The 13673-nt window shown below is 71.1% G+C and carries 11 protein-coding genes; 7 read left to right on the forward strand and 4 right to left on the reverse strand.

Features of this window, described 5'->3' with window-relative positions; genetic code table 11:
- Window positions 1-184 precede the first annotated feature (184 nt).
- Window positions 185-1537 (forward strand): lipopolysaccharide biosynthesis protein, encoded by a 1353-nt coding sequence (locus tag ISG29_RS05165; protein ID WP_194502340.1) that lies wholly within the window; start codon window positions 185-187, stop codon window positions 1535-1537.
- 42 nt (window positions 1538-1579) lie between these two features.
- Here ISG29_RS05165 and ISG29_RS05170 read toward each other — a convergent pair whose 3' ends face one another.
- Both ISG29_RS05170 and ISG29_RS05175 read right to left on the reverse strand, forming a co-directional pair.
- A complete protein-coding gene (locus ISG29_RS05170; RefSeq protein WP_194502341.1) occupies window positions 1580-2152 on the reverse strand; it encodes a YceI family protein in 573 nt (190 codons plus the stop codon).
- Between the two features lie 175 nt (window positions 2153-2327).
- Window positions 2328-2465, reverse strand: coding sequence for a hypothetical protein (locus ISG29_RS05175; protein ID WP_194502342.1), 138 nt, complete (start codon window positions 2463-2465; stop codon window positions 2328-2330).
- Window positions 2466-2744: 279 nt separating this feature from the next.
- On the opposite strand from ISG29_RS05175, the gene ISG29_RS05180 reads away from it, so the two are divergent.
- The 5 genes from ISG29_RS05180 to ISG29_RS05200 all read left to right on the forward strand — a co-directional run bounded on the left by ISG29_RS05180 (window position 2745) and on the right by ISG29_RS05200 (window position 10426).
- Window positions 2745-3035, forward strand: a complete 291-nt coding sequence (locus ISG29_RS05180) for a hypothetical protein (protein ID WP_328828050.1) — start codon at window positions 2745-2747, stop codon at window positions 3033-3035.
- Between the two features lie 48 nt (window positions 3036-3083).
- Window positions 3084-4940, forward strand: a complete 1857-nt coding sequence (gene glmS, locus ISG29_RS05185; protein WP_194502343.1) for a glutamine--fructose-6-phosphate transaminase (isomerizing) — start codon at window positions 3084-3086, stop codon at window positions 4938-4940.
- A gap of 92 nt (window positions 4941-5032) precedes the next feature.
- Window positions 5033-6757, forward strand: a complete 1725-nt coding sequence (locus ISG29_RS21520) for a DEAD/DEAH box helicase (RefSeq protein ID WP_194502344.1) — start codon at window positions 5033-5035, stop codon at window positions 6755-6757.
- A 124-nt stretch (window positions 6758-6881) separates the two neighbouring features.
- Window positions 6882-8780 carry a penicillin-binding transpeptidase domain-containing protein gene (locus ISG29_RS05195; RefSeq protein WP_194502345.1) on the forward strand — a complete coding sequence of 633 codons (1899 nt, stop codon included), beginning with the start codon at window positions 6882-6884 and terminating at the stop codon, window positions 8778-8780.
- Between the two features lie 161 nt (window positions 8781-8941).
- Window positions 8942-10426, forward strand: a complete 1485-nt coding sequence (locus ISG29_RS05200; protein ID WP_194502346.1) for an NAD-dependent succinate-semialdehyde dehydrogenase — start codon at window positions 8942-8944, stop codon at window positions 10424-10426.
- Between the two features lie 99 nt (window positions 10427-10525).
- Here ISG29_RS05200 and ISG29_RS05205 read toward each other — a convergent pair whose 3' ends face one another.
- Both ISG29_RS05205 and ISG29_RS05210 read right to left on the reverse strand, forming a co-directional pair.
- Window positions 10526-12052, reverse strand: a complete 1527-nt coding sequence (locus tag ISG29_RS05205; RefSeq protein WP_328828055.1) for a flotillin family protein — start codon at window positions 12050-12052, stop codon at window positions 10526-10528.
- Between the two features lie 28 nt (window positions 12053-12080).
- Window positions 12081-12602, reverse strand: a complete 522-nt coding sequence (locus tag ISG29_RS05210; RefSeq protein WP_194502347.1) for an NfeD family protein — start codon at window positions 12600-12602, stop codon at window positions 12081-12083.
- A gap of 55 nt (window positions 12603-12657) precedes the next feature.
- Between ISG29_RS05210 and ISG29_RS05215 the strand changes: the two genes are divergently transcribed.
- Window positions 12658-13665 (forward strand): DUF2332 domain-containing protein, encoded by a 1008-nt coding sequence (locus tag ISG29_RS05215; protein ID WP_194502348.1) that lies wholly within the window; start codon window positions 12658-12660, stop codon window positions 13663-13665.
- Window positions 13666-13673: the final 8 nt, after the last annotated feature.

The raw sequence follows: 13673 nt of genomic DNA on the forward strand, positions 1-13673 counted from the left end.
CGCAGCCCACGAGTCGAAGCGGGTGGCGAAGTGCGTGCTCACGCGGAGTAGCCGATGACGCACAGCCCACACACAAGATGGTGTGACGCGTCTCCCAGGTGGGGGTGATGCGGTTCGGACAAGCGATCGGCGACCCGACGGCCGGGGCCTATTCTGAGACCGCCCGAGGACTGGAGGACGCACCGTGAGCGACGACGTGGAGGAGTCGACTCACGAGACGGAGGGTGGACGGCTGGCCAGGCTGCCGCTCCCCTCCTTTCTCGTGGGCAGCGCTGCCTCGCTCGTGCTCACGACCGGCCTGACCTCCGGCCTGGGCTTCGTGTTCTGGGCACTGGGCGCGCGGCTGTTCTCGACCGGGGATCTCGGCGAGGCCGCCACGGCCATCTCGGCGATGAACCTCATCAGCACGCTCGCGATGCTGGGGCTGGGCACGCTGCTCGTGGCGCGGCTCCCGGCGATGCGCACCGGGCGTCGCGAACTGCTGGTCACCGCTGCGCTGCTCTCCGCAGTGGCGGGGGCGGTGCTGGCCCTCGTCGTGGCGCTCGCGCTGCCGATGTCGATGACCGGGCTGCCCGGCGTCGGTGATCAGGTGTTCCCGACGGCGGTCTTCGCCGCGGGCGTCGGCGTCAACACGACCGGCGTGGTGCTCGATCAAGCGCTGCTCAGCATGCTCGGTGGCGGCCCGCAACTGGGCCGCAACATCGTGCTCACCGTCAGCAAGTTGCTGCTGCTGGCCGCGATCGCCGTGCTCGTGGCCTCGAGTGGCTCGGTGGGCATCTACGGCAGCTGGCTGGTGGGCAATCTGCTCTCGCTGGTGGCGCTGACGCTGTGGGTGGCGCGCCGGCAGGAGGTGCGGTTGCGCAGCGTGCGTCCGCGGCTGAGCTCGATCCGGGGCCTGGCGCTGGAGTCGGTGTGGCACCACTCGCTCAACCTGGCCCTGGCGACGCCGTACTTCGCACTGCCGATCGTGGCGTCCGCGGTGCTCGGTTCGGTGAGTGCCGGCCACCTCTACGCGGTGCTCCAGGTCGCCTTCGGGGTGTTCATGCTCCCCCTCGCGCTCTCGACCGCGCTGTTCGCCTCCGGCTCGCGCGACGCGAGCGAGTTCGTCGACGAGTTCCGGTTCACCCTGCGGGTCTCGGTGGCCGCCTGCCTGGCGGCGAACGTCGTGCTGGCGCCGCTGGCCGGCGTGGTGCTTCAGCTCTTCGGCTCCGACTACGCCCGGGAGGGACGGACCGCCCTCATCCTCATCGCGCTGGCCGGTTTCGGGGTGCTGGTGCGTGACCACCACGTGTCGGTGGCGAGGGTCACCGGTCACGTCGGTCGCGAGTCGGCGCTGCTGGGCGGCTTCACGGTGATCGAGCTGGTCGCGGCCGCGACCGGCGCCCGCCTCGGCGGTCTGACCGGTCTCGCCGTGGGGTGGGTGCTCGTGATGGCCGTCGAGCTGATGGTGTTGACCCCGCGGGTGGCGGCGGTGTACCGACGGCGTGCGTCGGTGCCGGCCGCCGCCCCCGTGGAGCCCGTCGTCCACACGGCCTGAGACCCCAGTCGGGTCGAGCCGCGAGCGGACGACGGGGCGGGCTCAGCCCTGCTGGATCGCGGAGATGTCGAGGTCGAGCTTGACCTTGTCGGAGACCAGGACGCCGCCGGTCTCGAGCGCGGCGTTGTAGGTGAGGCCCCAGTCCTTGCGGTTGATGGTGGTCGCACCCTCGAAGCCGACTCGCAGGTTGCCGAACGGGTCGCGGGCCGACCCGGTCTGCTCGAAGTCGATGGTGACGGGCTTGGTGACGCCGTGCAGGGAGAGATCGCCGGTGATGCTCCACGTCTCGCCGTCGTGGCTGACCTCGGTCGAGGTGAAGGTCATCTCGGGGTGCTGGGCGACGTCGAAGAAGTCACCGGAGGCCAGGTGGCCGTCGCGGTCCTTGTTGCCGGTGTCGATGGAGGCGAGCTGCGCGGTGATGGTCACCGAGCTGTTGGCGGGGGCGGCGGAGTCGATGTGTGCGGTGCCGCTCCAGTCGGCGAAGTGACCGCGCACGGTGGTCACCATGGCGTGGCGCACGCTGAAACCGAGGCGGCTGTGCGTGGTGTCGAGGGCGTAGTCGCCGGTGATGTCGTCGACGGCGGAGGTCGGGGTGTCGAAGGACTGCTCGGTCATGGGGTGCTCCTGGAGGTGTCGGAAGTGGTGCAGGATTCAACCACTGTAATCGGACCGCGGTCCGATTCATTCCCGTCCCGAGCAGAACGCGCGAAAAATGCCAGCAACGTCGAGGCGCACCCTGCGGGGGTGCTCCTCGACGCTGCTGGCGGGCCTGGCTGCTGGCTGGCTCGGCTCAGGCGGCGTGCGCCCCGGCCAGCGGTGCCGGCGTCGCGCTGGGCAGAACCCATCGCGCCTCGAGTCGCTCGCGACCGGACGTGTCGGTCACGCTCACCCAGGTACGCACCAGTTCAGACATCTGTGGGTCAGCCATGATCCACCTCCTGTTCACCTTCTGTTCACCCAAGGTAACACGTCCCCACCGAGGTGGTCCAAGGGTCGCCGAAATCGCCTCGCTTCCTCCACTGGCGCACCTCGCTGACGGCGCGGCGCAGGGATTTTACTCCCCCGATGGGGTGAGAGCGCCGGTGAAGAAACCGGGGTGACCCGCGGCGGACGTCTTTGCCCCGCAAAATGACCGATCTGACCCGATATCGGGTGAGATGAGCACACTTGCGTGACTTCGAGGGCTGTCTCCGGCACGCTCGGGGACGTGGGTTCCTCCTCCGACATCGTCTCGCCGGCCCCCGCCGGGGCCCTGCTGCGCCACGTCGTCGCGACGACCGGACTCACGGCGCCCGAGGCGACTCGCGTCATCGGCGACGTGCTCGCCTTTCATGCCGAGCCGTTGGAGCACCTGGTGCGCAGGCGGCACCGCGAGCTCCAGGCGCGCGGGCAGCAGAACACCGCCATCTTCCGGCAGATCGCGGCCGAGCTGCGGCACAGCGTCGTGGCCGCCCCCGAGCTCAGCGAGCGACAGTTGCGCCGCATCGTGCACGGCTGACCAGATCCCTCCCCTTCCCCCTTCCACGCATCAGACGAGGAGACACCCATGTGCGGCATCGTCGGCTACATCGGATCCCAGGCGGCGGCCCCGCTGCTGCTCGAGGGACTGACCCGGCTCGAGCACCGGGGGTACGACTCCGCAGGCATCGCCGTGGTCGGCGGCAGCGCCGGTCTCAAGGTCGCCAAGCGCGCCGGCCGGGTGCGCGACCTCGCCGACGACCTGCCCAAGCGCTTCGCCGGCAAACTCGGCATCGGCCACACCCGGTGGGCCACGCATGGGCCGGCGTCCGACCGCAACGCGCACCCGCACACCGACGCCGAGAGCCGCGTGGCCGTGGTGCACAACGGCATCCTCGACAACGCCGCCACGCTGCGGGCCCGCCTCGCGGACGACGGAGTCGAGCTCGCCTCCGACACCGACACCGAGGTGCTGGCCCACCTGGTGGCTCGGTCGCCGGCCAGCACCTTGGAGGAGAAGGTGGCCGAGGCGCTCGCCCAGGTCGAAGGCACCTACGGCATCGCGGTGGTGCACGCCGACTTCCCGGACCGGATCGTGGTCGCGCGTCTCGGCAGCCCGATCGTGATCGGGGTCGGCGAGAAGGAGATGTTCGTCGCGAGCGACCTCGCCGCGATCGTGCGCTACACCACCACCGTGGTGCACCTCGGCGACGGCGAGCTGGCCTCGGTCAGCGCGACCGACCTCTCGACGTACCTGCCCGACGATCGGTCGGGTCGGCTCGACCGCACCTCGATCGCCACCACCGAGGTCGAGGCGGCCGACGACGGACTCGACCTGGCCGAGGGCGAGTCGCACATGCACCGCGAGATGCACGAGCAGCCGATCAGCGCCGAGCGCATGCTGCGCGGCCGGCTCGACGCACGCTTCGGCACCTCGCATCTCGGCGGCCTCAACCTCGATGCCCGCGACCTGCGCGCGGTGAAGCGGGTGAAGATCCTCGGCTGCGGGTCGGCCTACTACGTGGGGCAGATGGGCGCCCAGCTGATCGAGGAGCTCGCCCGCGTGCCGGCGGACGCCGAGGCGGCCAGTGAGTTCCGCTACCGCAACCCGATCATCGAGCCCGACACCCTCTACGTGGCCGTGAGTCAGTCCGGCGAGACGATCGACACGCTGCTGGCCGTGCAGGAGATCCAGCGCAAGGGCGGCCGGGTGCTCGGCCTGGTCAACGTCGTCGGCTCGGCGATCGCCCGCGCGGTGGACGGCGGGGTGTACCTGCACGCCGGCCCCGAGGTCGCCGTGGCCTCGACCAAGGCGCTCACCTCGATGTTCCTCGGCTTCGCGCTGCTCGCCCTCCAGCTGGGCCGCGTGCGTGACCTCTCGATCGCCGACGGTCAGCGCATCGTCGCCGGGCTTGAGGCGCTGCCCGGGCAGCTGAAGGAGGCGCTCGACCTCGAGCCGCAGCTCGCCGACGTCGCCCGGCGGCTCGCGGAGGCGCCGTCCCTGTTCTTCGTCGGCCGCGTGCGCGGCTACCCCGTCGCCCGGGAGGGCGCGCAGAAGCTGAAGGAGATCAGCTACCGGCACGCCGAGGCCTACCAGACCTCCGAGCTCAAGCACGGGCCGCTGGCTCTCATCTCACCCGCGGTGCCGACGGTCGCGCTGGTGCCCGACGACGAGCTCGCCGAGCGCAACGTCGGTGCGCTGCACGAGATCGCGGCGCGGGGCGGCCCGCTGGTGGTGGTCACGCATGCGGGCGTCGACCTCGGCGACCTCGAGACGAGCGAGGCGGTGGACCTCACGCGCATCGACGTGCCGCGCAACGAGGCCGAGCTCGACCCCGTGCTGATGACCGTTCCGCTCCAGCTGCTGGCCTACCACGCCTCGCTCCATCTCGGGCTCGACGTCGACAAGCCGCGCAACCTCGCGAAGTCGGTCACCGTGGAGTGAGGCAGCCCGGGTAGTCCGGTTCCGGATTCGGGTTTGCCCCCCCAAGAAACCTGAAATAGGAACCGGGCTACCACGCCCACTAAAGTTGTCGGGTGAGCGACACCGACGTATCCCCCGATTCCACCCCCGCGCAGACCACTTTCGCCGATCTCGGCCTCTCTGCGGAGGTGCTCGAGGCGGTCACCACCGTCGGCTACGAGACGCCGTCCGCCATCCAGGCCGCGACCATCCCGACCCTGCTCTCGGGGCGTGACGTCGTGGGTCTGGCGCAGACCGGCACCGGCAAGACCGCCGCGTTCGCGCTGCCGATCCTCTCCAACCTCGACCCCGACCAGAAGACGCCGCAGGCGCTGGTGCTCGCCCCGACCCGCGAGCTCGCGCTCCAGGTGTGCGAGGCGTTCGAGAAGTACGCCGCGAAGTCGCGTGGCATCCGCGTGCTGCCGGTCTACGGCGGCCAGGGGTACGGCGTCCAGCTCTCGGCCCTGCGTCGCGGCGTGCACGTCGTCGTCGGCACTCCCGGCCGCATCCAAGATCACCTCGACAAGGGCACCCTCGACCTCTCCGAGCTGCGGTTCCTCGTGCTCGACGAGGCCGACGAGATGCTCAAGATGGGCTTCGCCGAGGACGTCGAGGCGATCCTCGCCGAGACCCCCGCCACCAAGCAGGTCGCGCTGTTCTCGGCCACCATGCCTGCGCAGATCCGGCGGCTGTCGAAGCAGTACCTCGACGACCCGGCCGAGATCACCGTGAAGTCGAAGACGCGCACCGCCGACAACATCACCCAGCGCTACCTCATCGTCTCCTACCCGCAGAAGGTCGACGCCCTCACGCGCATCCTCGAGGTCGAGAGCTTCGAGGGCATGATCGTGTTCGTCCGCACGAAGAACGAGACCGAGCTGCTCGCCGAGAAGCTCCGGGCCCGCGGCTTCTCGGCCACCGCGATCAACGGCGACATCCCGCAGAACGTGCGCGAGCGCACGGTCAACCAGCTCAAGGACGGCGCCCTCGACGTCCTCGTCGCCACCGACGTCGCCGCGCGCGGCCTCGACGTCGAGCGCATCAGCCACGTCGTCAACTACGACATCCCGACCGACACCGAGTCCTACGTGCACCGCATCGGCCGCACCGGCCGGGCCGGGCGCACGGGGGACGCGATCTCGTTCGTGACCCCGCGCGAGCGCTACCTGCTCAAGCACATCGAGAAGGCCACCAAGCAGCCGTTGGCCGAGATGACGCTGCCGAGCATCGAAGACGTCAACTCCACCCGGCTCACGCGCTTCGACGACCAGATCACCGAGGCGCTCACGCAGGCCGACCGCATCTCGGGCTTCCGCGACATCATCGAGCACTACGTGCGCCACCACGACGTGCCCGAGACCGACGTGGCCGCCGCGCTCGCCGTGGTCGCCCAGGGCGAGACGCCGCTGCTGCTCGACCCGGCCCGCGACGACATCCGGCTGCCCCGCGGCCGCGACGACCGGCCGCCCTCCAAGGGCGCACGCCGCGACGAGGCCGGCCAGGGCGGACGACCGCCGCGCGGCCGCGGCGACGGCCCACCGGTGGCGATGTACCGGCTCGAGGTCGGCAAGCGGCACAAGGTCGAGCCGCGGCAGATCGTCGGTGCGCTCGCCAACGAGGGCGGCCTGAACCGCCGCGACTTCGGCAAGATCATCATCAAGCCGGACTTCTCCTTGGTCGAGCTGCCCCGGGATCTGCCACCCGGCACCCTCGACCGGCTGGCCGGCACCCGGATCTCCGGCAAGCTGATCGAGATCAAGGCCGACTCCGGCCCTCCCGGCCGCCGTCCCCGCCGCTGAGTCGGCCGCGAGGGGTCGCGAATCGTGCCGCGAGGGGTCGCGAATTGTGCCGCGAGGGGTCGCAAATCGCGCTTCGAGGGGTCGACGTGAGCCGTTCGTCGGTGGCTGCTGGTAGACACTGGGCATGCTCGGGAAACCCTGCCGTGTGCTCGCCGCCGTGGCGGTCGCTGCCGCTGTGCCGCTGACCGCCTGCTCCGCCGTCGATGCGGGGCCCGACCCCGAGCCGAGCGCCGACGCCGTAGCGGCGGCGCTGAGCGCCGGCGACCTCTCGGACGCCCCGTTCGCCGACCCGAGCGCTGCGCAGAAGGAGTTCGAGGCCATCGTCGAGCGGCTCGGAGACGTCGAGCCCACGGTCGAGGTCAGCTCCGTCGACTCCGGAGACGGCGACCAGCCCGCCACCGCGACGCTGAGCTGGTCGTGGCCGTTCACGGCCGGCACGTGGACCTACGACAGCACCGTCGAGCTCTCCGAGGCAGGCGACTCCTTCGAGGCGAGCTGGGCCCCGTCTGTGGTGGAGCCCGAGTTGACCGACGGCGAGGTGCTCGACGCCACGACGCTGGAGCCGACCCGGGGCGACATCAAGGGTGCCGGCGGGCAGACCATCGTGACCGACCGGCCGGTGGTGCGCTACGGCATCGACCGCTCGAAGGTGTCGAAGGCCAAGGCGGTGGCGGGGGCCAAGCGGCTGGCGAGGCTCACCGACGTCGACGCGGCGTCCTACGCCAAGCGGGTCGCCGCGGCCGGCGACCAGGCCTTCGTGGAGGCCATCACCTACCGCGTCGGCGACGTGCCGGCGAAGGTGGCCCAGGGCTACCGGGCAGTGCCGGGTGTGCTGGTGGTCCAAGGGCAGCTGCCGCTCGCCCCGACGCGAGACTTCGCGGCACCGATCCTCGGCTCGGTCGGCCCGGTGACGGCGGAGATGGTCGAGAAGAACCCCGACATCTACCAGTCCGGAGACGTCGCCGGGCTCTCGGGCCTGCAGGCGCGCTACGACGAACAACTGCGCGGCACTCCGGGGGTGCAGGTCGTGGCAGTGCCGGCCGACGACGCCGGCGGTCAGGCCGAGGAGCGCACGCTCTTCAGGCAGAAGTCGGTCGACGGCGACGACCTGAAGCTCAGTCTCGACGTCGGGCTGGAGCAGGCGGCCGAGCGGGCGTTGGCGAACGTCGGCCCGGAGTCAGCCCTGGTCGCCATCAAGCCCAGCACCGGCGCGATCCTGGCCGCTGCGAACGGCCCCGGCAACGACGGCTACAACATCGCCACCTACGGGCAGGCCGCGCCCGGCTCCACCTTCAAGATCGCCACGAGTCTTGCGCTGCTGCGTGCCGGTGACACCCCGCAGACCGTGCTGCCGTGCACGCCGACGATCACGATCGACGGCAAGCAGTTCAAGAACTACTCCGACTATCCCGCTGGCGGCATCGGAAAGATCCCGCTACGGCTCGCCGTGGCCTATTCCTGCAACACCGCCTTCATCTCCCAGTCCGGCAAGCTCGGTGGCACGAAGCTGGGTGACGCCGCGGCATCGCTCGGGGTGGGCGTCGACCACGAGGTCGGATTCCCGGCCTACTTCGGCGCGGTGCCGAAGCCGGAGTCGCAGACCGTGCAGGCCGCCGACACCATCGGCCAGGGGCAGGTGCTCGCCTCGCCGATGGCGATGGCGACCGCGATCGGGTCGGTGCAGCAGGGCTCCACGGTCGTACCGTGGCTGGTGCAGGGCCAGCAGGAGGACGCACCCGACGGCGTCGCGCCGCTCACCGCCCGCGAGGCGTCCTCGCTCAAGGCGATGCTGCGCGCCGTCGTCACCGACGGCTCCGGGCGCGGCCTGCTCGACGTCCCCGGCCCGGCGATCATCGCCAAGACCGGCACGGCCGAGTTCGAGAAGGACGGCAAGACCCTCACTCACGCCTGGATGGTGGCTGCCCAGGGCGACCTGGCCGTCGCCGTCTACGTGGCGCAGGGCGAGTCCGGCTCCGGTACCGCCGGCCCGGTGCTCGAGCAGTTCCTGCGCGCAGCGCAGTGACCTGGAGAGGAACAAAAGGCGAGACCCCTCGCCGCATGGGGTCAGCGAGGGGTTCGCAGTCGCTTCTGAGTGCTCCCTCCGAAGTCGACGAGATCGAGTATGCCACATACCCCACCCGGCAGTATTCGGGTTCGCCTCGACTCGGTGGCAGCATCTGAGCCATGACCGCCACCTCAGTCGACCTCGCCTCCCTGCTGCCCGATGAGCACCGCCGCCTCCTGGTGGGAGGGCAATGGCGGGAGGCATCCGGCGCCGCGACGTTCGAGGTGATCGACCCGGCGGACGGGTCGGTGCTGGCCTCCGTGGCCGACGCCAGCGTCGACGACGCGCGCGCCGCTCTGGACGCCGCGGTCGCGGCCCAGGCCGACTGGGCGGCCACGGCCCCGCGCGAGCGCAGCGAGATCCTGCGGCAGGCGTTCGAGCTGATCAACGACCGCGCCGACGATCTCGCCCTGCTCATGAGCCTGGAGATGGGCAAGACCTTCACCGAGGCCAAGGGCGAGGTCACGTACGGCAACGAATTCTTCCGCTGGTTCTCCGAGGAGGCCGTGCGCATCCGTGGCAGCTGGCTCCAGAACCCCGCCGGCGGCACGCGGCTGCTGACCCTGAAGAAGCCGGTCGGTCCGTGCCTCTTCGTGACGCCGTGGAACTTCCCCCTGGCCATGGGCACGCGCAAGATCGGCCCCGCGGTCGCCGCAGGCTGCACGATGGTCGTGAAGCCCGCCTCGCAGACCCCGCTCACGATGCTCGCCCTGGGCGCCATCATGAGCGAGGCGGGCCTGCCCGACGGCGTCCTCAACATCGTGCCCACCACGCACGATGCCGACATCAGCAAGGCGCTTCAGGCCGACGATCGATTGCGCAAGGTCTCCTTCACCGGCTCGACGGCCGTCGGCCGGCTGCTGGTCAAGCAGTCCGCCGACCAGCTCCAGCGGGTGAGCATGGAGCTCGGCGGCAACGCGCCGTTCCTGGTGTTCGCCGATGCCGACGTCGATGCCGCGGTCGACGGCGCGATGGCCGCGAAGATGCGCAACATCGGCGAGGCCTGCACGGCCGCCAACAGGTTCCTGGTGCACGCCGACGTGGCCGAGGAGTTCTCGACCAAGCTCGCCGACCGGATGGCTGCGCTGACGGTCGGACGAGGCCAAGACGACGGCGTCGACGTCGGCCCGCTGATCAACCCCGACGCCGTCGAGTCGGTCGGCAACCTGGTCGATGCCGCGGTCGCCGGCGGGGCGCGCGTGCTCACCGGCGGCTCCGCGCCCGACGACGCCGGCCTCCAGAGCGGCTACTTCTTCTCGCCGACCGTGCTGGTCGACGTGCCCGCCGAAGCCGAGATCAACGGCCAGGAGATCTTCGGCCCGGTGGCCCCGATCGCGACGTTCACCGAGGAGCACGACGCGGTGCGCCGCGCGAACGACACCGAGTACGGCCTGGTCGCCTATGTGTACACGCGCGACCTCGGCCGCACGATCCGCATGGCGGAGTCGCTCGACTACGGGATGGTCGCCATCAACTCCGGTCTGATCTCGAACGCCGCCGCGCCGTTCGGCGGCGTCAAGGCCTCAGGCTTCGGTCGCGAGGGCGGATTCGAGGGCATCGAGGAGTACCTCGAGACCACCTACGTCGCGCTGCCGGCCGGCTGAGCGCCCGGGTCGTCGTCCACGGTGCTCGGACGCGGGCCGCGGGGTGGGACGGCGATCCTGCCCCTGGGACGGTGGAACTTCACCGTCCCAGGGGCGAGTTCACCGGCCGGCCGGTGAACTCGCCGGCTCGCCCCCCTCGAGGCCCATCGAGTCGCTGGCCTGGGCGACGGATCGCTTGATGAGGGCGTCGAGGTCGAGGCCGGTGGCGGTCTTGAGCATCGAGAGTGTCTGGGTGAGGTTCTCGGTGACCTGCTTGGGCAGGGCGTTGGCGCCGTCGGCGGAGATGACGGTGAGCTGGTCGATGGCGCCGATCGGAGCGGCGACCTCGGAGGCGATCTTGGGCAGCACCTCGATGAGCATCTGGAGCACCGCGGCGTCGTTGTAGTGGGCGAACGCCTCGGCACGCTTGTCCATCGCCTCCGCCTCGGCCTGACCGACGGCGAGCGTGGCGGCGGCCTGAGCCTCACCCTCGGCCCGCAACGCCTCGGCCTCGGCGACACGGCGGGCCCGCTCGGCCGCACCGCGCTTCTCGCCTTCGATGGCCTCGGCCTCGGCGAGAGCCGCACGACGGGCGCGGTCGGCCTCACCGGAGAGCCGCGCCTGCTGGGCCTGCGCCTCGGCGGCTGCGATGGTCGAGGCCTTGCGGGCCTCGGCCGCAGCGATCTCGGCGTTGCGCTTGGCCTCGGCCTCCTGCTCGACCCGGTAGCGCTCGGCGTCGGCCGGCTTGCGCACCTCGGTCTCGAGCGTGCGCTCGGTCAGCGCCGCCTGGCGGACGGCGACCTTCTCCTGCTCGGTGAGGATCGCCTGGTCGCGGTCGGCTTGGGCCAGCGGACCGGACGCCGCGGCCTGGGCGGCCGCCGCGTCGGTCTCGGCCTTGATCTCGGCCTGCTTGAGCGCCAGCACCCGCTGGGTGACGGCGATCTCCTGCTCCGCGGCGATCTGCGCCTGCTCGGCGGCCTGGCGGGCGTTCGCCTCGGCGATGCGCGCCTCCTGGCTGACCCGGGCGGCCTCGGGGCGGCCGAGGTCGGCGAGGTAGGTGCCGTCGTCGGTGACGTCTTGGATCTGGAAGGTGTCGAGGATCAGGCCCTGGCCGGTGAGGGAGTTCTCGGACTCATCGGCCACCCGCTGGGCGAACGCCGCACGGTCGCGGATGATCTGCTCGACGGTGAGGCCGCCCACGATGGAGCGCAGGGCACCGGCGAGCACCTCTTGGGTGAAGGGCTCGACGTCGGCCTGCTGGGAGAGGAAGCGCTGCGCGGCCAGCCGGATCTGGTCGGCGTTGCCGCCCACCTTGACGATGGCGACGCCCTCGACGTTGAGCTTGATGCCCTGGCCCGACACGGCGCCGCGGATCTGCACCGAGATGCGGCGGGAGGAGAGGTCGAGGCTGGCCAGCTTCTGCACGAACGGGATCACGAAGGTGCCGCCACCGAGGATGACCTTCTGCCCGGAGAGGTCGGTGGTCATCTCGCCGGTCTCGGGGTTCACCACGGCCTTGCCCTTGCGACCCGTGACGATGAACGCCTCGTTCGGCCCGGCGACCTTGTACCGACTGGTGACCAGCAGCACGAGCAGGACGAGCAGGACGACGATGCCGCCGATGGGTACGAGCACAGAGGTGGGCACAGCGGGTTTCCTTCGTGGTGGTGGTGGGTCAGTTCAGCTCGCGCCACACGGGGGCGACGCTCACAGCGGTGGGGGAGAGGATGCCCGTGACGTGCACGGCGGTGCCGGCCTCGATCGCCATCGGGTGGTCGGAGTCGAGGCGGGCGTTCAGCCGGCGCTCGTGCCCGCCGATGCGCACCCTCACGGTGCCGAAGCCGTCGGCCGGGACGGCGGTCACCACGGTGGCCTCGCGCCCCACGGCGTCGCCGGTGGTCGGGGTGGCGTCGGTGGCGTCGTCCTTGAGCAGACGGGTCAGCCAGATGGCGAACCACGCCATCGCCACACCGGCGACGGCGCCGACGGGGAGCGAGACGATCAAGGGGGCGCCCACGCCGCCCGCGATGGCGGCACCGAAGCCGCCCGCGGAGAGGAAGCCGCCGATGGCTGCGGTGGAGAAGACATCGCCGTCGAGCACGTCGAGGTCGAGCATCCCGTCGAAGACGTCACCGACGAGCAACGCGAGCGCGATGATGCCCAGACCGACGAAGCCGAGCACGAGGAAGAGGGTCATGGCCCGTCCATCCTGCCTTGTCGTCCGCCGTCACGTCGCGTGAAAGAGTAAAGGGGTGGATCTGTTCACCGAGATCGAGGAGCAGTACCGCCGGTTCGCGGCGGCGGCCGGCGACTCTCCCGCCATGGTGCGGTGGTCGCTGGGCGTGGCCGACGACGCCGACGTCCGCGCCTGGATCGCGCGGCTACCGCAGCTCAAGCAGCAGCCGAACCTCGTCATCGCCGCGGCACGGTGGCACGGTCTCGACGACGATGCCGCGTTCGACGCCCTGCGAGATCTGCTGCTCGGTGACGACGGGCGGGTCGAGCAGACGATCCTGGCGCGTGCGACGCAGACCAACGAGGCGGGGCGCATGGCGACCCTGATGCCGGCGTTGAACCGGGTGCCGGGCGTGGCGGACGGCGCCCCCGTCGCGCTCGTCGAGGTCGGCGCGAGCGCCGGGCTGTGCCTCTACCCCGACAGGTGGTCCTACCGCTGGCACACCGGTTCCGGTGTCGAGGAACTCGGCCCGAGCGACGGTCCGTGGCTGGAGTGCCGGGTCGACGCGCTGCCCGGGCGTCGGCTCGACCTGCCGACCCGTCTGCCGACGATCGCCTGGCGCGGCGGGATCGACCTCAACCCCCTCGACATCACCGACCCCGACACCGCCCGGTGGCTGGCCACGCTGGTCTGGCCCGAGCACCACGACCGTCGCGCCCGGCTGCTCCAGGCCGCCGAGATCGCGGCGACCGACCCGCCCAGCCTCACCGCCGGAGACCTGCTCGAACACCTGCCGGAGGTCATCGACGGCGCGGCCGCGCACGGCACCGTCGTCGTGCAGCACAGCGCCGTCATCGCCTACCTCGACGAGCCCGACCGTGCTCGGTTCACCGAGATGATGCGTGACCTCGTGGGCAGCGGCGTTTGCCACTGGGTGAGCAACGAGGGCAAGGACGTGCTGCCCGACATCACCGCCACCGGACCCTCCGTGCCGGCCGACCGGTACACCTTCGTGCTCGGGCTCGACGGCCGGGCGCTCGCCTGGACGCACGGTCACGGGCGCACCATGACCTGCGTCGCCTGACCCGGGCC

Source organism: Nocardioides acrostichi, assembly GCF_015319165.1.
Lineage (GTDB): Bacteria > Actinomycetota > Actinomycetes > Propionibacteriales > Nocardioidaceae > Nocardioides > Nocardioides acrostichi.

Bases quoted from the DNA above. Each gene is read 5' to 3' on its own strand.
- ISG29_RS05195 (WP_194502345.1), top strand. From the start codon at position 6,882: ATGCTCGGGAAACCCTGCCGTGTGCTCGCCGCCGTGGCGGTCGCTGCC.
- glmS (WP_194502343.1), top strand. From the start codon at position 3,084: ATGTGCGGCATCGTCGGCTACATCGGATCCCAGGCGGCGGCCCCGCTG.
- ISG29_RS05210 (WP_194502347.1), bottom strand. From the start codon at position 12,602: ATGACCCTCTTCCTCGTGCTCGGCTTCGTCGGTCTGGGCATCATCGCG.
- ISG29_RS05175 (WP_194502342.1), bottom strand. From the start codon at position 2,465: ATGGCTGACCCACAGATGTCTGAACTGGTGCGTACCTGGGTGAGCGTG.
- ISG29_RS05200 (WP_194502346.1), top strand. From the start codon at position 8,942: ATGACCGCCACCTCAGTCGACCTCGCCTCCCTGCTGCCCGATGAGCAC.
- ISG29_RS05170 (WP_194502341.1), bottom strand. From the start codon at position 2,152: ATGACCGAGCAGTCCTTCGACACCCCGACCTCCGCCGTCGACGACATC.